Here is a 22,153-nt window from a genome sequence, read left to right on the forward strand (position 1 = left end):
GGAGTCTACAGTTGGGGTCACACCTAGTCTGACTCAACCCCCCCTTCGGCGAGGCTATATTCACCTGCACTACGATTAGCTTGGTAATGCGGATATTAGTGGGTTATGCTTCCGTTCGTAATACTGCGTCAAGGTTAAATAACGTATAGTCAATTCTGGGGGAAATAGTCAACGTGCATTGGGGAGCCAGCGTTGACTAGAAAAGGAGCACGATCCATTGCAGCGCGCGGTCGATTAAATGGTGTCTGAGAGCCAGTCCGTCTTCGAAGTTAAAGACGGCAGCATCGCCTTTGGCGGCAACCAGGCGCTCGACGAGGTCTCGTTCGCGATGGAGAAGGGTCAGTTAATCGGCCTAATTGGCCCAAACGGTTCCGGCAAAACCACCCTGCTGAACGCGACGAGCGGTATCTATCCACTGAACTCTGGTGCGATCAGCTTCGAAGGTAATCGGATCGAGAAAGAACCACCCCACCGGATTGCCCGGGCCGGAGTTGCCCGCACGTTCCAGATCGCACGTATCTTTCCGCACATGACCACCTTGGAGAACATGCTTGCACCGGGATTCGCGGTCCGTGACGGCGGAAAAGAGACCCGCGTGACCCTGATCCGACGGGCGAAGGAATATCTCGATTTTCTGGACATCGCGGATTTCGCCGACGAGCAGGCCGGCGATCTTTCCGGCGGGCAGCACATGCTGCTGCAGTTTGCCCGGGCGCTGATGCTTAAACCCCGTCTGATGCTCCTGGATGAACCGTTCGGGGGCATTCATCCTCTTTTGATCGAGCGCATTCTCGAGCGTATTCGGGATCTTCGCGACCAGGGCATCGATTTCATCGTCGTGAGCCATGACCTGCCGACAATCATGGGCCTCGCCACGCGGATCGTGGTGCTCGCCAACGGCAAGGTGATCGCTGACGGCACCCCGGGGGAGGTGCGTGAGGATCCCGGCGTGATCGAAGCGTATTTGGGAGTCTGACCGTGCTCAGCGCACACAATATAGTTGCCGGCTACGTCGATGAAATCGACATTCTTCAGAATGTCTCCGTAGACGTACAGGAGCAGCAGATCACCTCCGTGATTGGACCCAATGGCTCGGGCAAATCCACCCTGATGCGTGTAATCTGCGGCTTTCTCACGCCCAAGTCGGGTCAGGTTCTCTGGGACGACACCGACCTGACAGGGCGCCAAAGTCACACTATGGCCGGACTTGGAATCTGTTACCTGCCGCAGGAGCGAACCGTATATCCCCACCTGACGGTGGAACAGAACATCTATCTCGGCGGCTGGACCTTCCGCCGTGACAAGGCGCGCATCCGGCACGAATTGTCGCGGGTCTACGATCTGTTCCCGATGATGCAGGAGCGGCGCAAGTCAAAGGCCGGTAACCTGTCCGGGGGAATGCAGAAGATCCTCGAAGTTGCCCGCGGCATGATGATCAAACCTGAGATACTGATCTGCGATGAACCAACAGTCGGTCTCGCGCCAATAATCGCCAAGGAGGTGTACGATACAATCGAACGCCTAAAAGCTGACGGCCTGACCATTCTCCTCGTCGACCAGAACGTGCGCGAGGCGATCCGTATCGGCGACCAGATCTATGTACTCGAAGTCGGGCAGAACAAGGTGAATGGAACCCGGGCCGAATTCGAGGCCAATCAGCATGACATGATCAAGGACTGGCTGCAGATCTGAATGATAATTTCACCGGGCAGTCTGCCACGTAGGAGTCGGTGGAATTTCATTAACGACATTAACCACCAACCATGAGGACAAGACGATGATTGAAATACGTCACAAGCAGTTGCTGTCGCAGTTTGCGCTGGTCGCAGCGCTCTCGCTGTCTGTCAGCGCCACTCAGGCGGGGGAGACGATCAAGATCGGCGGTATGGCGCCGCTGTCTTCACCGGGCAGCTACCAGCAGGGCCCAGAACTGGTCCTCGGACTGGAATGGGCCGTCGCTGATTTCAATGCCGCCGGCGGCGTGCTTGGCAAACAGATTGAATTGATTGTCTATGACACCCAGGGCCGTCCCCCGACGGGCGCTACGGTAGTTGAAAAACTCATCACCCAGGACAAGGTGGTTGCTGCTGCAGGCGAGTATCACTCGTCCGTCTGCAAGGCCGAAATTGAGGTCTTCCATCAGCACGGAATTCCGTTTGTGATCGGGTCGTGCTGGTCGGATTCCCTCACCAAAGCAGGTTATGACGAAGTGTTTCGCACCAGCGTCTACTCGTCCAAGCTGGCCGAGAACATGGTTGCCGTGATGGCGGCGAACGGCATCAAAAAGGTAGCCAGTCTGGTTGAGGATACGGACTATGGTATCGGTATCGCAAAAAACATCGAAAGTGCGATCAAGAAGCTGAATGCGGATATCGACTTCCAGTATGAAGTGGTCGAGAAAACATCCAAGGACTTCGTACCGATCCTGCTCAAGTACAAGACCCAGGTGAAGCCGGAGGTGCTGATTGTCGCCGTCACCCAGCCGGGTGGCTTCCTCATCCTGAAGCAGGCTCACGAGATTCGTTTCGCGCCGAGCAGAGAGACACTTTATCTTGATGGTACCTGTACCGCACAGAACGACAAGGTGTTCTGGGAAGCGGTGAAGGATGCGGGCAAATACGTGCTGATGTCCTGCCCCTACAGCCCGAGTGTAAAACTGACTGATTTGGGCGAGAAAATCAAAGAGCGCTATGTCAGCCAGTTTGATCGTCAGCCAAACTACCTGCCCTTGCAGGGGTACGACGCGATGCTCTCGTTACTGACCGCGATCAACAACGCCGGTTCGACCGACAGCAAGGCCATCATCAAGGCCCTGAAGGCGCTCAAGGTCACGGGTACGCGGGGCGATATCGAGTTCTCACAGGAAGACGGGGTCTGGCATCACCAGTGGAAGGCCGTACCGACGTTTATCTTCCAGTACACCGAGGTGGGACAGTCGGCGGGCGACGCGGCCGTGCTCTTTCCCAAGCAATTTGCCACCGCGGGAATTGTTCGACCATAACTTGGCTGTAGCCGGGGCCGGGGGTGGGCAACAGCCACTCCCGGCCCGTGTTTTCTCCCGGTAAGATGATCTAGTCCATGGACTATTACATTCTCGCGCAAGTCATCAATGGTGTGATCTTCGGGCTGATCTATGCCCTGATTGCGCTGGGCCTGACTGTGGTGTTCAGCATTATGCGGGTCGTGAACTTCTCCCACGGCGAGTTCTACATGCTCGGTGGATACGCGTTGTATGCGCTGACCGCCGGTGCGGTGACGCTATTCTCAATCCCACTGATCCTGCCAACGATCGTTGGTCTGCCACTGGCCATGGTCGCCGTCGCCATTTTCGGTATCCTGGTGGAACGGGGCCTGTTGCGCCCGGTTTATACCGCGCGTATGGATCGACCGGAGGAGTACGCCATCATTCTGACCTTTGGCCTGTCGCTGTTTCTCCAGTACGGCGCCTTGGTGACGGTCGGTCCCTACGAGATGACGCCAGGGTCGTTCTGGGAAGGATCGAAGCACATTATCGGCGACCTTTACCTCGGCGGCGACCGGTTGTTCGCGGCTGGCACCTCTGTGTTCCTGATCGGAGCCACCTTGTTCTTCATTTACGGCACCTGGACCGGTCGAGCGCTCATGGCCACGGCACAGAATCGGGTCGGCTCGACCATCGTCGGTATTAACACGGTCAGGATGAACATCACTGCAATGGCACTCGCCGGCCTTCTCGCCGGTGCGGCCGGCGCTCTGCTGGCACCGGTTTTTCTGGTCTACCCCGACGTCGGTCAGATCCCTGTGATCAAGGGCTTTGTAATCATCGTTCTGGGCGGCATGGGCTCGATTCTAGGTGCAGTAATTGCAGCCGTTATCCTCGGCTTAGTGGAGAGTCTGGGTTCGGTATACTTCTCGGTCGCCTACCGTGACGTGTTCGCGTTCCTCGTCCTGATCGGGGTGCTACTTTTTCGACCTCACGGGTTGTTAGGGCAGAAGGCGCGCCGAGTATGACTCGCTTCGAAAAGACGACTTGCGTACTGGCCCTGGCCGGTGGGCTGGCGATCCCACTTCTGCTTTACGACCAGCCATACCTGATTCGGGTTGCAGCGTCAGTGTTGTACTTCATTATCCTCTCGTCATCATGGAACCTGCTGCTCGGTTATGCCGGTCAGTTATCCTTCGCGCACGCAGCTTTCGCGGGTATCGGTGCCTATACCTCGGGGCTTCTCAGCGCTGGATTTCTTGGAGACAACTTCTGTACAAGCCTAGTTGAAAATGGTCTGGGGGTCGTCTCTGATTTGCTCTGTGGTGAGAACTACTCCAGGGATTTTTCCTACGGCGTTCACCCGGGGATTAGCATATTCGTCGGCGGCGCTGTTGCAGCGGGTATCGGCTGGTGCCTAGGGCGTATGTGTCTTCGCACCCGCGGACCTTATCTCGCCCTGATGACCCTCGGTTTCTCGGAAACAGTTCGGTTGATCTTGCAGATTGAACATGAATACACCCGGGGCTCGCTCGGACTTCGAATTCCCTATCTGTGGACCACTGACGACGGGTTACCGAATCACGCTGTTGGTTATCTCATCATGCTGGCACTGACCGTGATTACGATAGTTGTCCTCTATTACCTGGTCAATTCGGAAAAAGGGCTGTTCTTTAAGGCGATACGCGAAGATGAGGATGTAGCCGCGGTGATGGGTGTTGATCTGGTGAAATGGAAAGTCAATGCCTTCGTCATCTCGAGCGGGTTTGCCGGTCTCGCCGGCGCCATCTACGCTCACCTTTTTGTACAGGTACTCGCGCCGCAGATGCTGCTGCTTCTTGAAATGGGGCTGATCCTGGCGATGACTATTGTCGGAGGGCTGGGAACGCTGACCGGTCCAATTATTGGTGCGATACTGCTAGTCGTTTTGTGGGAATTCATGCGAGATATTAGCCCTTACGCCCACATGCTCCTCTTTGCCACGCTCGTTATTATTGTCATGAAGTTCTTCCGTGAGGGGATTTTCGGTCTAATCGCCCGTCGTTTGAAGGCAAAGAACCTGATCAGCAAAGCGCCGCCGTTCACGGTGGAATAACATCGAAGCAATCCTGCGGCGCAGAAACTGCCGCTCATTCCTGGTCGACAGCCGAATCGGGTTCGCTACCGCGATCGCCGCGGTGCAAGTTGCGCTATGCTCCAGAGGTGGTCGCTTTTTAAAGTTGTGTCAAACATCCCAGCCACCATCGACCGCAAGTTCCTGCCCGGTAATATTGCGGGCGTCATCCGAGGCCATGAACAACACCGCGTTGGCGACGTCCTGCGGGGTCGTGACCCGCTTCAGAGCCATCTCCTGCACGTATTCGTCGTAAACCTGTTCAACTGTCCACCCGCGTACTTTTGCCTTGGCTTCACACAGCTTGGACATGCGTGGTGTTTCGACGATGCCCGGGCAAACGGCATTGACGTTGATGTTGTGTTTGCCCAGTTCCAGGGCGACGGTGCGGGTGATCCCGCGTACCGCCCACTTGGACGCGCTGTATGAAGTGCGCATCGGATAACCGCGCAGTCCTGAAGTACCGCCGATATTGACGATTTTCCCGCCATTTTGCGCAATCATGGCCGGTACAACGTGCTTGATTGGCAAGAAAGTGCCTCTTTGGTTGGTCATAATCACGTCGGTGAATTCCTCGACGGCAATATCCTGAACGGGGGTCTCTATGGGACCGGTCACGCCAGCGACGTTGACCAGGATATCAATCTGATTGTCAAAAACCCGGAGTGCATGGGCGACCATATCCCTGACCTGCTCTTCGTTTGTCACATCACAGGCGACGACGTGCGCGTCCCGGTCAAGTAATCGAACCTGGGCTGCCACTTCCTCCAGCGCCGCTGTATCCCTCGCAGTCAGAACGATGTCAGCGCCTTCCCGAGCGAGGGTTGTCGTGATCGCCGCGCCCATTCCTTTGGCGGCACCGGTGACAATTGCTTTTCTGTTCTCCAGTTTCATGGGAATCTTCCTCTCTACATCGGATCATGATTAACATCCTGCGCGCCCAACCTTGATATCATGCCAAACCTACCCACCGGGTCGATTTACTCCGAATGTTTATCCTATTAGGTTTCGAGTTATTCTAGCGGGCCGACAGCATGATAGACGGTTGCAGGCGGCGTCTTCCAATCTAGACCGAGCATTACAGTGTGACACACTCGAACCCGCATCTGGACTGTGTGAAACTTTACCTGAAGGACCTGCTTGAAGGTGCGGTTAGGGCGTGGAATGTTGTTGCTGACGTTACGGTCAGTGATGATCGCGCCGAAGCGCAGGTGACTGCAGCCGATGGGGTTGCTGTCCACATTACTTGCCGACCAGGTCCTGCCGGTGACTGGCAGTGGCACCTGTCCCGGCTGAACGGGAAGACTGAACAGCCGCGGAATCGGGCCTACCCCTCAGTGTTGGCGATACTGCGTGCCTTGCGTACAGAACTGGCGCCCGACCATCAGGTCTATGGCCTGGTGATCACCCCGCGGTCGGCCAGTCTGTAGCCGCGGGCCCGAGGTGAAATTGATCCCGGCTTCCAGAAGCGTCCAGCGACAACGAGCAGAACGTGAAGTTCCGGACTCATACAATGTTACGTCCACAATATTCCTTCCTGGTGATTCTTTCGGTAGCCCCCTAACTCTTATGTTGGGAATCCGATATCCGGATCGGCCAAGCAAACCATCAACCGGGTGCCTTACTTAACAGACAGAGAAATGTGTAGATGTGTTTCTTCAAAACTTCTTCGACAGTTCTGATTTCTTTTCTGCGTAGTCCTGATGATCTATAAGTTTATTATCTCTGAAGTCGCGACCAACACCACGGCCACGAGAAAACCAACAGACCATGCCAGCGCTATTGGAATATGGCGTTTCATACCAACAATCCTACGCCCATCAAATATTCTAAATCCAAATGTACGGGTCTGTGAGTGCTACATCTTCAAAGAGCCCTAACACCCCTTCTACCCAGCTCTATTAAAGAGCCAAACAACCTAAACTTTCCTATCTCCCAGGAATGGCCTACTTACAGGATTCATTGGTTATTTTAAAAGATTAAAACCTAACTGATTCTTAGCACCTAAGTTGGAGTGAAACCTTGTGCGAATAGATTGATCTAGAGTATGGTCGCCGTGCTTTGGTCAGGGTCAGGACGACACAATCGACATGCATAGCACGCTATCTGACAAGATGATTCGCCGGGTCCGCGAATATGGATACCTCTTTCCCTACCGAGTACTGACCGCAGCTGAAGCGCAATCCTATCGCGATGCGATTGAAAATTATGAACAGACCCAGGGTGGACCATTAGCGGGAAAGTATCGCTACAAAGTGCACCTCTTGTTTACCTGGGCTCGAGACTTGATTAGGCATCCAAGGATTCTCCATGCCGTCGAACAGTTAATTGGTCGAGACATCCTTGTGTGGACCACAAATGTGTATCTGAAGGAACCACACGATGGTCGTTATATTTCTTAGCACCAAGACAAGGCCCATTGGGGGCTCGATGTTGATGACATCGTAACCGTGTGGGTTGCATTATCTCCGGCAACCCACCGAAATGGCTGCATGCAGTTTATGCCTCGCACACACCTTGGCGAAGTGATAGAACACACAGACACTTGGGAATCAGGCAACATCCTGACCCGTGGCCAGACCATCAATGTGCGTATCGATCCTGAAAAGGCGGTGTCAGTCCAACTTGAACCCGGCGAAGCTTCCTTTCATCACGTCAAGATGTGGCATGGTTCAGACGCCAACCAAAGCGACGACCGACGAATTTCAATTGCAATCCGCTACATTCCGACACGAACTCGTCAGACTTACGTCAAGAAGGACTTCGCGACGCTTGTGCGTGGCGAGGATACGTTTGGCCATTTTGTGCACGAACCGCCTCCGGAACGCGACATGGTGCCCACTTTCTTACAACTACATGATGAGATAACGGCAGCCCAACAACTCATCCTTTACCACGATACAGATAAAACCGAATACGGCACGTGAGTCATGGTTCCTCGCGTCTCAAAAATCAACTCGGGTCACTTATGTGTGGGATCGGTGTGCGTATGCGGTTAATTTAGCGTTATCCCCATGCGTAAGTGATTGATTTAATGTGACTGCTAGCCCTTCCACATCAACCCTTTACCAGGGCTACCACTGATCCGTAGTTGCGAAGTATGATTGAATATCGGACGGAGACAAAATTGACGGCTTCGACAATCTATATTGATCATCCATACTAATCTGGGAGACAAAACATGGCTGAGCCATGGCATCCCGGAACATATTCGCTCGAATAACGGACCCGAGATGACCTCTAAACGGGTCAGGAACTGGCTACAACTGATCGGTGTTCAGACCTTGTTCATCGAACCCGGCAGTCCCTGGGAGAACGGCTATAACGAGTCCTTCAATGGCAAACTCAGGGACCAGCTACTCAACGGAGAGATCTTCTACAGCCTCAAAGAGGCAACCATCATCATCGAAGGGTGGCCAATACACTACAACACCCAAAGATTTCACAGTGCTCTTGGATACCAACCGCCGGCACTACAGACCATTGCCTCGAGCGATGCCGGCTGTTGTTGTTCAACCCACACCTTCTCAGGCACAATGAAGGTTCAACCCAAACTCTCTCCTACCACCCGGACTCGGTTTGAGGGGCAGGTCAACATTGCCATTGCGGCGGACACAGGAAGACAAGAATCCATGTCAGTTTTCCGCTTCTGTGCGGGGCCACAGCGTTGTGCTGTCGGACATCTCGAGCCTGCACCTACTGCTCAGGAAGAACCACGCCGTATTGTCGGACCGAAACAGATTAATGCCAGCAGTGATGTCGGTGCAAAAATTTAGGTACAGGCGGTGACAAGAGAAATCATCATTCAGGCGCTGATTAGCGGTCTGCTGATGGGCTTCATCTATGCCCTCGTCGCAGCTGGGCTTAGTCTGATTTTCGGGCTTATGGAAATTGTCAACTTTGCCCATGGCGAGTTCATGATGCTAAGTATGTACACGACATTCTGGCTTTACACTCTGTTCGGTCTGGACCCGCTGTTTGCGATTCCGATTTGCATCGCACTTCTGTTTGTCATCGGTGTGGTTACGCATTACGGGATCATCCGTCACATCCTAGATGCGCCTATGCTGGTTCAGATCACCGCTACGTTTGGCCTGGCAATATTTCTTAGAAGTCTTGCTCAGTTCCTTTGGAGTGCAGATTATCGGGTGATCAATGATCCGATCGTGTCCGGGCGCATCGAGATTTGGGGCATCTATCTGGGTCTGCCGCAGGTAGTTGCGAGCGCCGGTTGCCTGTTGGCGTTTGGGTTCCTTTATTACTTTGTCAACCGAACAGAGACCGGAATTGCACTGCAGGCCACTGCCCAGGATCGGGAAGCAGCCGGTCTGATGGGTATTCAAACTGACCGGATGTTTGCCTTAGGTTGGGGCATAGGTGCCGCCTGTGTCGGAGTTGCCGGGGCACTGATCAGCAGCTATTACATGGTATTTCCGGACGTGGGTATTATTTTCGCACTCCTGGCGTATGTGACGGTGGCTATGGGTGGCTTCGGCAGTCTTATCGGTGCATTGATTGCCGGTATTGCCATCGGCTTGATCGAGGCGGCTGGGGCGATTTTGGTCTCCCCGGCATTTAAGTACGGAATCATCTTCCTGTGCTATTTAGTCGTGGTGCTGCTGAGGCCAAAAGGACTTTTCGGTCGGTTCTAGGTTCAAACTGGCAACTCGAATTTTCGTATGATCGCTGCTAATAAATGGTGACTGAAGGCTCTGATACGAGAATTGTGACCCCGCGTCGACTCGGAGGACGTATTCCTCTTATCCTGCTCTCTGTCGCCGCGCTGGCCTTTCCTTGGGTCTTCGAAGATGCCCACACCCAGCACGTGTTGATCATGATTTTCATCTATGGCCTGATGGCGCTGGGGTGGAACATCATCGCCGGTTACTGCGGGCAGATTTCCCTTGGCCAGGCGATCTTCTTCGGCATTGGTGCTTACAGTACCTCCTTCTTGTTCGCGAATTTTGGCATCACCCCTTGGATCGGGATGTTGTTTGGCGTCGCTGTTTCACTAGTGGTTGCGGTTGGAATCGGGCTTCCAACCTTACGCCTCAGGGGGCACTATTTCGCTATCGCAACACTGGTTATCGGCGAGATCACACAGACGATATTTATCAACTGGGAGTACGTCGGCGGGGCAACAGGAATATGGATTCCTATTGTCTGGGACGATCCGTGGTACACATTCCAGTTTCATGACAGCAAGATCCCAACCTACTACATTGGATTGGCATTCCTTACAGGGGGGTTGGCGTTTACCTACTGGATGGAGCGATCCAAGCTTGGCCTATATTTCCGCGCAATTCGTGACGAGCCCGATGCGGCCAGTAGTCTGGGCGTCAATCTCGGCCGCTACAAACTCCTCGCCTTCATGATTGCAGCGACCTTCGCGTCATTGGCGGGCAGTCAATTCGCCCAGTATATCCTCGTGATCGACCCGGATACAGTTTTCCCGCTGCTACTCTCAATACTAATCGTGTTGATGACCATGTTAGGTGGGCTGGGGCAGATCTGGGGTCCTGTTGTCGGTGCGGCGGTTCTGCTACCGATCTCGGAGGCAACACGAATCTATTTCGGAGGCCAAGGAGGCGCCGAGGATCTAATGATCTATGGATTTCTTATTGTCATCATCTCCGTGTTTTATCCCCGCGGACTGTTCGGTTTGATCGAACGCCTAATCAAGCGTAGAGACGATGCTGGCAGTTAACTACCTGAACAAGAGTTTCGGTGGCCTCCAGGCAAACCAGAACATCAATTTCGAGGTCGCTGAGGGCGAGATACTGGGTGTAATCGGACCCAACGGCGCGGGCAAATCGACACTGTTTGATCTTGTGACAGGGTTTGAAAAGCCAGACAGCGGAGATGTTCTTTTCCTTGGGAAATCGATCCTCGGCTTGAGACCTGACCAGATCAACAGGTTGGGAATCGGGCGTACCTTTCAGAAACTCAAGCCGTTCCCTCAAATGACCGTGGAAGAGAATGTCATGGTTGGCTTGATGCAGCATGTCTCCCAAATGAATGAGGCTCGCGAGGAAGCTCACCGGTATCTCGAGTTTGTTGGATTGATCGACAAAATGTCGGTCTACGCCCACGGATTGAGCACTGGACAACGAAAACGCCTGGAACTCGCCCGGGCGATGGCAAGCCGGCCCAAGCTGCTGCTTTTAGATGAGGTCACCGGTGGAGTAGACCAAAAAACGGTTCCCGAACTGGTTAGTCTGGTGGAACGTTTACGGACCGAAGGAACCACCGTGGTGCTGATCGAGCACAACATGAAGGTTCTGATGTCCCTGGCAGACCATGTTGTCGCGCTGCACCTAGGGCAGCAGATCGCTTATGGCAGACCGCAGGAAATTCAGGCCCACAAGCAAGTCATCGAGTCTTACCTTGGCGCTTCCTATGCTTAGCATTCGGGACCTGGAAGTATCCTACGGGGACTATCAGGTGATTCGTGGGGTGTCGATGGAAGTCTACGTAGGCGAAATCGTCGCACTACTGGGGCCCAACGGCTCCGGCAAGAGCACCATCTTAAACTCGATTTCCGGTCTTCGGCCGGCCCAGGCTGGCGTGATCGAGTTTGACGGCGTCCACATTGAAAGTATGCCGTCTCACAAAATCGTACGCCTACGCCTGGCCCATATCCTTGAAAGAAGGCGAGTTTTTCCCTACCTTACCGTGTACCAGAATTTGTGGCTGGGGGGCTACAACCCAACAGTGCGCGACGCGCGCAAAAGGAACCTCGAACGGGTTTACGAGTTATTTCCTAAATTGCGGGAAAGGAAAACGCAGTTGGCCCATTCCATGAGTGGCGGGGAACAACAGATGCTGGCGCTGGGCAGGGGGCTGATGGCAGATCCGAAGCTGCTGATGGTCGATGAGCCGTTGCTAGGACTTGCACCAACAGTCGCCCGCCACACGATCGAAGTCTTGAAGCAAATTAATCAGAAGGGGGTGACCATTCTTTTCATTGAACAGAACGTTCAGACAGCGATGTCTCTTGCCCATCGGGGTTATGTTCTCGAAAGTGGTAAGGTGGTCATCGAGGGGACGTCCTCTGAGCTTCTTAACAGCGGTGAGATTAAGCGGGTTTTCCTTGGTGGATGACCGGCCCGAGATAAGCATCGCATTGACCGGCTACGTGACCACGGCATCTGGATCAGCGCAGTCAGCGACACACCTCGACGTTAGTTGGGATGACGTCACTGAAGCGGCCGATAAGCTGGCGGAAATCGTTAGTGGCTGAACTAGCCGGCCTGGTTCAAGGCATTGTTCAGGCCGTAACCGCAAGCACAATTCGATGAAAAACCTGTCAGATGATTTCCGCCTGGCCGTGGATGTTGGAGGGACTTTTACCGATGTAGCATTAGAAGGTCCACGAGGACAGTTTACAGCCAAGACTCTGACCACCCGGGACAACCCTGAGGAGGGTGTACTCAACGGCGTGTGGCAGGTGTTGTCGGATGCAGCCATAGGGCCTGGCGCAGTTCATATCATTATTTATGGCACGACACTCGCCACAAATCTGCTGATCGAACGACAGGGTTCTCCGGTTGCGCTGCTGACGACACGTGGTTTTCGCGACAGTATCGAGATTCGGAACGAAAACCGGTTCGAACAGTATGACGTCAACATCGACCTGCCATCGCCACTGGTTCCCCGTTCGCTGCGGTTTGGTATACCCGAGCGAATCGGTGCGGCGGGCCAGGTCTTGTTGCCACTTGACGAGGATCACGTTGCCCGACTGGTGCCTGACCTGTGCCGGTCCGGTGTCAAGAGTGTCGCTATAGGGTTTTTGCACAGTTATCGGAACCCGGACCATGAGCAGCGGACCCGAGACATTGTCATGTCTGAGACGTCGGAACTAGAGATAACGCTTTCATCTGAAGTAGCACCCGAAATGCGGGAGTTTGAGCGAATCTCTACGGCCTGTGCGAACGCGTACGTCCAGCCACTGATGAGTAACCATCTGCGATCTCTCGACAAGTTATTACGTGAGGACGGTTTCAACTGCCCTCTCTTTTTGATGCTATCCGGTGGGGGGATCACCACGCTGGAGACCGCGGTGCGGTTCCCGGTTAGGCTCGTTGAGTCTGGTCCAGCTGGGGGCGCTATATTCAGCAGTTATATTGCAAACTTGTTGGGCTTATCGAAGGTGCTGTCCTACGACATGGGTGGCACTACGGCAAAGATATGCCTGATCGATGAAGGACAGCCGCAGACATCTCGATCGTTCGAGGTAGCACGGGAGTACCGTTTTCTCAAAGGCAGCGGCATTCCACTCAAAATTCCGGTAATCGAGATGGTCGAGATCGGCGCCGGAGGCGGCTCAATTGCCAATGTTGATGCGATGAACCGCATCAGTGTAGGACCGGAGAGTTCGGGGTCAGAGCCGGGGCCGGCCAGTTACGGGCTCGGGGGTCAGGCGCCGACAGTGACCGATGCCGATGTCGTTCTGGGGCGCATTGATCCGGGTAACTTTGCTGGGGGTTCTCTGCAACTGAATGCAGCGGCTGCCAGTCAAGCATTGGATCGAGTAATCGGTGAGCGACTGGGTTTTCAGACCGAGTACGCTGCCATGGGGGTGTCGGAGATGGTAGATGAAAACATGGCTAACGCGGCACGTGTGCACGCAGTCGAGAGCGGCAAGAACATCGAGAACCGCACACTAGTCGCGTTCGGAGGTGCAGCTCCTATACATGTGTCGCGGCTAGCGGAAAAACTTAATATTGAACGGATCGTTATTCCGCCCGGTGCCGGTGTAGGGTCGGCTCTGGGGTTTCTGCGGGCGCCTGTGGCTTACGAAGTCGTTCGCAGTCACCACCAGCGGCTGGACCAACTCGATGTTGCCCAGACAAACCATCTCATCCAGGCAATGCGTGATGAGGCATACAGCGTTGTCAGGGCGGGCGCAAGCGGGCAGGCGACTCGGGAAACGAGGACGGCTTTCATGCGGTATATGGGCCAGGGTCACGAGGTCAGTGTCGAAATACCTGTAGTCGTCAAGGAAACGGAGCTGGATAATGATGCGTCTGAGAATCTGCGGGTTGCTTTTGAGCAGGAGTATCACCGTCTCTACGAAAGAACCATACCGGGTCTGGAAGTTGAAATCCTGACGTGGATGCTGCTCGTCACGACACTGCGGGACCATGACGTGCTGAATCTCGATGACCTGGAAGAATCTCCAGCTAGGCCGACCGGTCAGCGACGCGTTATGAACGCTGAGCTGGGAGAGTACGAGGAGGCGCTGGTGTTTGATCGAGCGTCCCTGCAGCCCGGTGATACGATCGAAGGGCCGGCCGTGATCGTCGAGAAAGACACAGCGACCGTGGTGTCTTCGCGATTTCGTGCCAGGATTATCCGTTCCGACTACATAGTTATGGAAGTAAAGACGACAGAGAAGTAGGGATCATGAATTCAGTCACAGAAATGTCATCGATCCGCATGCAGATCATGTGGAACCGCCTGATTTCGGTTGTTGAAGAACAGGCTCAGACGCTGATTCGGACCGCATTTTCGACTAGCGTACGAGAGGCAGGTGACCTGGCGGCGGCTGTGTTCGATAACCAGGGCCGGATGCTGGCGCAGGCGGTGACCGGAACGCCGGGCCATATCAATGCCATGGCCGAAGCGATCCCACACTTCATTGACAGATATGCTGTAGACACAATGGCGCCGGGTGACGTGTATATCACCAACGATCCCTGGAAGACATCTGGGCACCTGCACGATGTCACCGTTGTCACTCCGACCTTTCGCGACGGTAATGTCGTCGGATTGTTTGCCAACACATGCCACGTTGTTGACATAGGTGGTCGCGGTTTCGGGCCGGACGCGAATCAGGTTTTTGAGGAAGGCTTGAACATCCCGATTATGCACCTGTTCCACAAAGGCGAGGTGAACACCGTGCTGATGGATATCCTGCGCACTAACGTGCGCGAACCACGCCAGGTCATCGGTGATATCTATGCGTTCGCGGGCGCCAACGACGTCGGCTGCCAGCGCCTGGTCCGGATGCTGGACGAGTTCGGCGAAGATAACCTGGGGGTACTCGGTGAGTTCATCATTGAAAATTCCAGGCTCGCGACGATCGAAAGAATCAGCAAGCTCAAAAAAGGAAGATACTCGAACAGTGTGACGATGGACGGCTACGACGTGCCGGTGACCCTTGTTGCCGAACTGACGATCGGCGATGAATTTATTCACGTGGATTACAACGGCACTTCACCGGCGAGCAAATACGGGATCAACGTAGTTCTCAATTACACCAAGGCCTATACGTGCTTTGGCGTGAAGTGTGCCGTAGCACCGGATATTCCGAACAACCACGGGTCGTTACTGCCGATCACGTTCTCTGCACCGGAGGGTTGTATCCTGAATGTTCAACGACCGTTCGCCGTCTCGGCTCGTCATATCATCGGCCACCTGCTGCCCGACACCGTGCTTGGCTGCCTGCACCAGGTGCTGGAATCTGGTTGTCAGTCCGAGGGGTCAGCTTCATTGTGGAACGTGCAGCTTAGGGGTGGGCCTGCTGTTGGGGACGCAGCGGACTTCGACGGTGAAATCCCAGCCTTCGATCTTCTCCATTTCAACGCTGGCGGCATGGGTGCCCGGCCGACCAAGGACGGTCTCAGCGCGACGGCCTTTCCGAGTGGTATTCGCGGTATTCCAGTCGAGGCAACCGAGGCTATTTCACCGGTGGTTTTCTGGCGCAAGGAATTCCGGGAAGGCTCTGGCGGGCCAGGAACCTACCGTGGCGGGTGCGGCCAGGTGATTGAAATCGGTGGCATCGACGGAATTCCGTTTGATGTGCTGGCGATGTTCGAACGTGTCGACAATGCGCCACGTGGTCGTAACGGAGGTCACGAGGGTCTGCCGGGCAAGGTTTACTTGGGCTCGGGGCCAACGCTGCGGCCCAAAGGGCAGCAGCATGTGCCGGCTAACGATTCTCTGGTCCTTGAACTGGCCGGCGGTGGCGGATTCGGTGACCCTGCCGCGCGGGACCCAAACCAGGTCGCGCGCGATGTTCGAAACGGACTCGTGTCAACGGAAAGTGCGGAAAACGATTACCGGGTCAAGCTTTTTCCCGATAGCAGTGTCGATCTGACGGGTACAACGACGTTGAGGGTTGGTTACAAAAAATAAAGCCGGGCCCTTCACATAGCGAAGGACCCGGCCTTTTGACAATTAGACAGTTCTGCTACAGCGCCGGTTTGGGGTAGATCACTTCCTTGGCCGCAACTTCAAATGGGTACACTGAGTAATAGGTTCCATTCTGCATCTGGATCAGTGCTGTGCTGATGCCATTATTCTGGCCATCCGGACCAAACTCAATATCATTCCAAGGCATAGGGATTGCGCTTGCCGGGAACCGTGTTGCCCGAAGAGCGTCCCGGATCTTTTCTGGGTCAGTGGAGCCCGCACGGTTGATTGCGTCTATCAGGACCAAGGCTCCAACGAAGGTCCGAATCGGCGGATCAAAGATATCGACGCCTGAATGCTTCTTGTAAATTTCGTTAATTTTCCCCACCAGCGGAATTCTCTCGGCCATGTCCATGGAAAATGGAGATCGGGAGATAATGCCCTCGGCATCGGCGCCTACGGCCTTGGCGAAGCCAGGCTGATTGTAGCCGGCATTTTGGGCAAGCCACAGTTTGGGAGTGTAGCCCAATTCCTTCATGGTCTTAACTGTCAGGATAGCGTCCCCCTCATAAGAGGTTGGGAAAAATACGTCGGCGTTAGCTGCCTTGAGTAGTTGTATCTCTGCGGTCAGAGAAGGCGTCTTCGCACGGTAGGCAATCTTAGCAACAACTTCGATGCCGTTTTCCTTGCAAAGGCGTACCTGCTCACGGGCGCTGTCGACACCAAACTGGGTATCTTCGTGCATGATCGCGGCGGTTTTGATTTCAATTCCGGTGTTCTTCTGAAAGTCTCGGATGAAATCGAACATAGTCTTGGTGTAATGCCCATCATGAGGACCGGTACGGAAGAACCACTTGAAGCCACGGGTATGTAGTTTTGGTGACGAGGACTCGCCGGTGAGATATGGAATTCCGCGACGTTCGGCGACGTTGCTGGCTGCGGCCGAGACACTGCTGTGATACGCGCCGAAAAGCGCAACCACTTTTTCATTGTCAATAAGACGCTCGGCTTCGGCTCGTCCAATTTCCGGTTTCCCTTGGTGATCGGCAACAATCAATTTAATCTTGGCACCACCGAGATTGGGTAAACCTTCGGTCCGGGCCAAGGGAATATCAAGATCGTAGTAGTTGTTAACGATATCCACGACGGCTTTCACTGCCGCCAATGCGCGACCCCCGGCCAGCGCAGCAGACCCTGTTATTGGATAAAGTGTACCTAGACGGACTTCGTCCACTGCTTGGACAGTCGAAATCGCCGTGAGGGACAGTAGTCCGCCAAGGGCAATGGATAGAAGTTTTCGGTTTATTGCCATAATGCTCCTCCTTATAGTCGACATCTGTTGATGATAATCGGTCGATTGTGAACGGGCCGCCTTCAAGCACGGCGGTCGTAATAACTGTAACACAACCTGCGGCTGCGCAAAGGCGAACGCCCCAGTGTTATTGGCTAGAAAATGGTCACCGAGGTGGAAGACAGCAGGAGAGGGACAAGTTCATTACGACCGAATGCTGCGCCAGCAAGCAATTTATAGCTGCTAAGTAGCGTTTCCCCAAGTATTCAAGAAGTTATGTAGTTTTTGGGGTTGTCCCTCGCTCCACCAATTCTGCCCTTCCACATCAACCCTTTACCAGGGCTACCACTGATCCGTAGTTGCGAAGTATGATTGAATATCGGACGGAGACAAAATTGACGGCTTCGACAATCTATATTGATCATCCATACTAATCTGGGAGACAAAACATGACACATGCAGTTGCAGAAGCAAAAGTGACGGGCATCGACGGTCCGACCGTCAGCAGAAAGAACACACCTGAATACATCACCGGTCGCCGTGCTTTCTTTAAGTACCGAGAACTGGGCGTTACCCGGGCAAGCGACGGCAAGTTCCGCGCTCAGATTACCTCCACAGAAAAAGGTCTTTCCGAACCAACCGGGTGGCACTACCACGTTTGCGAAGGTCAGTTTGTCTTTATGTTGAAAGGCTGGGTCGACCTGGTGTTTGAAAACGGTGATGAGGTTCGCATCGATGAAGGTGACTCGATCTATATTCCAGGCGGATTACGCCATAACGAGACGGCTACCTCTGAGACCTTTGAATTGCTTGAGATGTCGGTTCCGGCTGATATGGGTACTGAGTCGTGTGATCCGCCCGAAGATATGGCCGAATAGTTACCGTCTGTTCACGAAGGGGAACAATTATTGCCGAAGATTCCCACCAGTGTGTGGAGACAGAATATTGAATAGGCGATGAGTCGAATGGGGGTGGGTTCTCCCTGCGATGGAGCCAAAGTGGAGCCGACTGGAGTCCCCTTCTGTCCTCTCCACTCCATTTGAGTCAGTCTGCGTGGATCGATCTCGATTATTCGCCTTAACGGGGTGTGGATCGTTCCATCAAAAAAGGGGCAATCTTGAGACCCGACTGGGGCCCCTGCTGGAATTTCAGAGAAGGATTTTCCTGGTCAAGTTAGTTATATCTGCGGGAATGTCTCGGGGTGTTTGTCAATGAGCAAGTATCGGCACTGTGCCCAGAATGTAGCCTATGAGATAGCCCGGCGGTGGACCACCGGGCTATCTATGAAAAGACAGCTGAGAAAAAATTGTCGCTGCTTAACCTGCTAATCCCAATAGTAGCGATTGCGATTCCAACAAACAGACCTTTCAAGAATGGCAGATTTTTTTATTATTAGAACTCCATTGGTTGGTCAGTTATCAAAACATAAAGAAAGAGAATTGATATCAATCATTTCATACCGCTATCTTATTCCTGTTACTCAGAGGCAACCAGAGCAGAGGATTTGGTAAAACGCCTAGGCTGACAGCAAGACAAAGGTACAGGCGGAGAGGTATAGGAATCTCTATAAATAGAAGGTTTCTAAAATAATTGGAGTTTGCTTGCTTCAATTCTTAAAACCCAGGGGTATCGAAAAAGTCTACAAATAAGGCATTTTGTGAGCCTTAAAGAGAGGGACCTTTAAGGCAAAAAACCTAGGTTTTAAGCCAAATATTGGGTATTCACGTGCAATTCTGTGATCGAAACAGGGTATTGCCCTTAACTGGTCATCAGAATGGGTTAGATCCGTATCTTAGCGGTTGCTCTCTAGCGTTCACTACGCTGAAACATCTGCAGTCGCTCATTCACCGAAGGATGTGTAGAAAGAAACCCGATTCCTTTCCCTGAATCGGACATCCGGTCCAAGATATTGGCGAAGTGGATGGGTGAAATGCCGTGGTCTGTTAAATACTCGTAGGAATACTTGTCTGCTTCTCGTTCGAACTCACGCGAATAGTAGGTTTCTGTGAGTAGTGTCGGCAAAGAACCTGCCAGTACAGCAACCGTTGAGATATCGCCTGTTACTGCCATTATGACAAGAGAAACTGTACTGCCTTGTATCAATTGCCTGAGGCTATGCCGGTAAACTACGTGTCCAACTTCATGAGCCAGAATCGATTCCAGTTCATGGTCATCCTCAATGAGTTGAACCAGTTCGTCAGTCACGATGATGGTTCCGGTGGGTAACGCGAATGCATTGGGGCCGATATTTGTACCCTGGCGAAACTCCAGTCTGAACCGATACTCAGGATCTGCTGTACCTGTTACTCGCGAAAACAAAACTTTCGCCTCTTCTGTTTCGGTGTCGCCAAGTTCAGATTCCGAGAAAATGACTTGATCGAGCACAGCGAGAACATCCTCTCCAAGAGCAGAACTAACCGTCACCGGGATCATAAACGCAACGTGTTTTGCCAGTACTGGAATCCCATAACTGATCGCCCCCCAAACAACTAGCGACGTAATAACAACAGCGATGATCACATAGCGAAGTTTCGACTCAAGTTTGTCAATCAACCTTCCCGGCACTTCGGTGCCTGATAATCTAAAGAACTTGTCGACCGCATCGTTGTCCGATACCTCACAGACCATACCGTCTGGCATTTCAAGCCGACGAGCGGTCCCACCGAGTCGAGGGGAAACCACGACCTCTCGGATAGGATAATTTCTCTCACCCTGGTCGGTCACTACAGTGACAACCCCTCTCCGGCTAAAATTTAGTCGAACGCGTTGTTTCTCAGACTTTCTCCCGTCATAGCAATCTGCAAGACATTCCATTAGATGCCACCAATATCAATTTCCAGGAAATCAGTTGCCTCTTCCCCAAATGCGCTCGCTTTTCTCTGTTCGGCCTGCACAAACGACTCAAGATCATCTGCCGCATTCAGGACCAGATGGTTTGCCAGGTATCTTGATACCCTCACCCTCGCCCATGGTGTAAGCAAGCCGACTGAAAAAACAATGGCCACCGCATTGCTGACGTAGATCCAGATCACTGTCCACACCTTCAGCGTACTTTCAAAGGTATGATCGCCAAGAGTCGTACCATTCAATGAAATGTTTCTTGTCATCACCCGATAGCCCGGCACGGCAATCAGATAGAGGAAAAGGATCAGGAAAAGCGGAACTAAACTGAATAGGGCAATGCCACCACGAGGGTCAAGATCCTGCACCCTGAAAAGCAGATTCGAACCGGCTATTAATCCAGAAAATGCAAGAACAATCACCACCAAGAGGAACACCATGGCAAAAAATGCCCGGTAATAAGCCCCTACCCGAACCGATTGAAACAAAAATGGCTGTCTCCCGATCCTGCTGTTTGTGACCGAAAATCTCCATCCCCGATAGGAAAGATAAGGAATTATCATTCCCAATGTGAATGGGATCAGTATCGGGACAATTAGGAAAGTCTTGATAGCATCTTTGATTGAGTGTTCATTAAAATCAAAGCGAATATTTCTCCAGGAAGAGTTTCGAGCCGTAAATACATGTGATCTGACAATCAGCCACGGCATAGCTAAAGCAAAAATGATGGCGATAATCCCACCAATCACTGGTTGGAACTGGTTGACTACAATAAAGGCAACATAACCTGCGAAAATGAGAAGTCGTCCTTTGAGGATCTGGATCGGCCTAGCGTGATATTCGAATGGCGATCCATCAACTTTCGTATTCCGGTAAAAATAACGTTTAGTTCTGACCTTGGCCCAAGCCGAGTAGATACCAAAGGTAATTATTGTGAGCAGTACGTTGACTATCCAGATACGGAAGTACTCGACCCCATTGCCGGTAAATTCAAACGGCATCTTCTGTGTTGTTGGGATTTCTGGCTGATCTGACATTAGCTTATTGATACCGCTGACGTTGTCTCCCGCATGATACTACTGTGTAGTAAGAGTTCTATAAGCATCTGTATTGAGAACAGCTAAATCCTTTCCGCAAAACTTACGCAAATACAGTGGTTTTAGACATCTGATTCTGTGACATTTACAGAACCCCCGAGTTTGGGTACCAACGAATGAGAATGATTTATAGAGATTGAGATTTTTGTTTTCCACAGATTCGGGATTTCAAATAACAATCTGAAAAAATTTTCGGAGTAGGATTTTCCCGTCAACCATTCGGCACAGCTATTCCCAGAATTACAACGAAGCGCATTCTAGTGACGTGACACAGAAGGGTTTAAACCCAGTCGAAGTGGCCACCATAACCGGCCACAAAGACAGCAAGAATGTTAATGCGCTATACGCATTTAAGAGCAGAGGATTTGGTGGGGAGGTTGGGTTAGTTACTGCCAACACCCCACTAGCACTGTAAATCTTTCTGCCTTTGTTGCTATCTCCGCTGTCTTTAATTCTTCTTTGGATTTGGCTCTTTCATAGTTCACACTGGGCCAACGCACCTCGATGGAGGTATTGGCATCGCATGAAACGGCCCAGCGACCCTCAGCGTAGGTACTCTAGTGAGTGGGAGAAAGGCCAGAACGACAATATCAATCTTGCCCTACCCTTTCGATGCACCTATTTTAGTTAATTGTGACCTAGTCGGTTGCTGGAAGTTGCAGGATCAAACCATCTGGACCTCCGCCCATTAAGGTTTGAGGATATGCACC

The 22,153-nt window shown here is 52.8% G+C and carries 20 protein-coding genes and 1 pseudogene; 17 read left to right on the forward strand and 4 right to left on the reverse strand.

Annotated features, from left to right (window positions below; translation table 11 throughout):
• The first annotated feature begins 238 nt into the window (after positions 1-238).
• The 5 genes from MK323_13830 (at position 239) to MK323_13850 (ending at position 5,057) form a co-directional block, all read left to right on the forward strand.
• Positions 239-976 (forward strand): ABC transporter ATP-binding protein, encoded by a 738-nt coding sequence (locus tag MK323_13830; GenBank protein ID MCH2483231.1) that lies wholly within the window; start codon positions 239-241, stop codon positions 974-976.
• A gap of 2 nt (positions 977-978) precedes the next feature.
• Entirely contained in the window at positions 979-1,692 is a 714-nt protein-coding gene (locus tag MK323_13835; protein ID MCH2483232.1) for an ABC transporter ATP-binding protein, read from the forward strand.
• Positions 1,693-1,777: 85 nt separating this feature from the next.
• Entirely contained in the window at positions 1,778-3,001 is a 1,224-nt protein-coding gene (locus tag MK323_13840) for an ABC transporter substrate-binding protein (protein MCH2483233.1), read from the forward strand.
• 77 nt (positions 3,002-3,078) lie between these two features.
• Positions 3,079-3,990, forward strand: a complete 912-nt coding sequence (locus tag MK323_13845) for a branched-chain amino acid ABC transporter permease (protein ID MCH2483234.1) — start codon at positions 3,079-3,081, stop codon at positions 3,988-3,990.
• Positions 3,987-5,057 (forward strand): branched-chain amino acid ABC transporter permease, encoded by a 1,071-nt coding sequence (locus MK323_13850; GenBank protein ID MCH2483235.1) that lies wholly within the window; start codon positions 3,987-3,989, stop codon positions 5,055-5,057. Before MK323_13845 ends, MK323_13850 begins: the two co-directional genes overlap by 4 nt.
• Positions 5,058-5,186: 129 nt before the next feature.
• Here the strand turns inward: MK323_13850 and MK323_13855 are convergent, their stop codons facing one another.
• Positions 5,187-5,969 carry an SDR family oxidoreductase gene (locus tag MK323_13855; GenBank protein MCH2483236.1) on the reverse strand — a complete coding sequence of 261 codons (783 nt, stop codon included), beginning with the start codon at positions 5,967-5,969 and terminating at the stop codon, positions 5,187-5,189.
• A gap of 191 nt (positions 5,970-6,160) precedes the next feature.
• On the opposite strand from MK323_13855, the gene MK323_13860 reads away from it, so the two are divergent.
• From MK323_13860 to MK323_13910, 11 genes and pseudogenes are all read left to right on the forward strand, one after another.
• Entirely contained in the window at positions 6,161-6,505 is a 345-nt protein-coding gene (locus tag MK323_13860; protein MCH2483237.1) for a hypothetical protein, read from the forward strand.
• A 660-nt stretch (positions 6,506-7,165) separates the two neighbouring features.
• Positions 7,166-7,477 (forward strand): hypothetical protein, encoded by a 312-nt coding sequence (locus tag MK323_13865; protein ID MCH2483238.1) that lies wholly within the window; start codon positions 7,166-7,168, stop codon positions 7,475-7,477.
• 48 nt (positions 7,478-7,525) lie between these two features.
• Entirely contained in the window at positions 7,526-8,002 is a 477-nt protein-coding gene (locus MK323_13870; protein MCH2483239.1) for a phytanoyl-CoA dioxygenase family protein, read from the forward strand.
• Between the two features lie 255 nt (positions 8,003-8,257).
• A pseudogene (locus MK323_13875) lies at positions 8,258-8,566 on the forward strand (integrase core domain-containing protein).
• Between the two features lie 294 nt (positions 8,567-8,860).
• The gene (locus MK323_13880) at positions 8,861-9,727 is read left to right on the forward strand and encodes a branched-chain amino acid ABC transporter permease (protein MCH2483240.1); all 867 of its coding nucleotides are present in this window, start codon (positions 8,861-8,863) and stop codon (positions 9,725-9,727) included.
• A 47-nt stretch (positions 9,728-9,774) separates the two neighbouring features.
• The gene (locus MK323_13885) at positions 9,775-10,782 is read left to right on the forward strand and encodes a branched-chain amino acid ABC transporter permease (protein MCH2483241.1); all 1,008 of its coding nucleotides are present in this window, start codon (positions 9,775-9,777) and stop codon (positions 10,780-10,782) included.
• Complete coding sequence (locus MK323_13890) at positions 10,769-11,482, forward strand: ABC transporter ATP-binding protein (GenBank protein ID MCH2483242.1); 714 nt, start codon at positions 10,769-10,771, stop codon at positions 11,480-11,482. The genes MK323_13885 and MK323_13890 overlap by 14 nt, the downstream gene beginning before the upstream one ends.
• Complete coding sequence (locus tag MK323_13895; GenBank protein ID MCH2483243.1) at positions 11,475-12,179, forward strand: ABC transporter ATP-binding protein; 705 nt, start codon at positions 11,475-11,477, stop codon at positions 12,177-12,179. The genes MK323_13890 and MK323_13895 overlap by 8 nt, the downstream gene beginning before the upstream one ends.
• Entirely contained in the window at positions 12,172-12,318 is a 147-nt protein-coding gene (locus MK323_13900) for a hypothetical protein (protein MCH2483244.1), read from the forward strand. Before MK323_13895 ends, MK323_13900 begins: the two co-directional genes overlap by 8 nt.
• A 54-nt stretch (positions 12,319-12,372) precedes the next feature.
• Positions 12,373-14,478 (forward strand): hydantoinase/oxoprolinase family protein, encoded by a 2,106-nt coding sequence (locus MK323_13905; GenBank protein ID MCH2483245.1) that lies wholly within the window; start codon positions 12,373-12,375, stop codon positions 14,476-14,478.
• A gap of 5 nt (positions 14,479-14,483) precedes the next feature.
• On the forward strand, positions 14,484-16,217 hold the full coding sequence (locus MK323_13910) for a hydantoinase B/oxoprolinase family protein (protein MCH2483246.1): 1,734 nt from the start codon (positions 14,484-14,486) through the stop codon (positions 16,215-16,217).
• Positions 16,218-16,272: 55 nt separating this feature from the next.
• On the opposite strand, the gene MK323_13915 is transcribed toward MK323_13910, so the two are convergent.
• Positions 16,273-17,526 carry an ABC transporter substrate-binding protein gene (locus MK323_13915; protein ID MCH2483247.1) on the reverse strand — a complete coding sequence of 418 codons (1,254 nt, stop codon included), beginning with the start codon at positions 17,524-17,526 and terminating at the stop codon, positions 16,273-16,275.
• Positions 17,527-17,954: 428 nt separating this feature from the next.
• Here MK323_13915 and MK323_13920 point away from each other — a divergent pair, with 428 nt between their 5' ends.
• On the forward strand, positions 17,955-18,383 hold the full coding sequence (locus tag MK323_13920) for a cupin domain-containing protein (GenBank protein MCH2483248.1): 429 nt from the start codon (positions 17,955-17,957) through the stop codon (positions 18,381-18,383).
• Positions 18,384-19,311: 928 nt separating this feature from the next.
• Here the strand turns inward: MK323_13920 and MK323_13925 are convergent.
• Positions 19,312-20,229, reverse strand: coding sequence for a M48 family metallopeptidase (locus MK323_13925; protein MCH2483249.1), 918 nt, complete (start codon positions 20,227-20,229; stop codon positions 19,312-19,314).
• An 89-nt stretch (positions 20,230-20,318) separates the two neighbouring features.
• Positions 20,319-21,347, reverse strand: a complete 1,029-nt coding sequence (locus MK323_13930) for a DUF898 domain-containing protein (protein ID MCH2483250.1) — start codon at positions 21,345-21,347, stop codon at positions 20,319-20,321.
• Positions 21,348-22,153 lie beyond the last annotated feature (806 nt).

The organism is Gammaproteobacteria bacterium, assembly GCA_022450155.1.
Taxonomy (GTDB): domain Bacteria; phylum Pseudomonadota; class Gammaproteobacteria; order Arenicellales; family UBA868; genus REDSEA-S09-B13.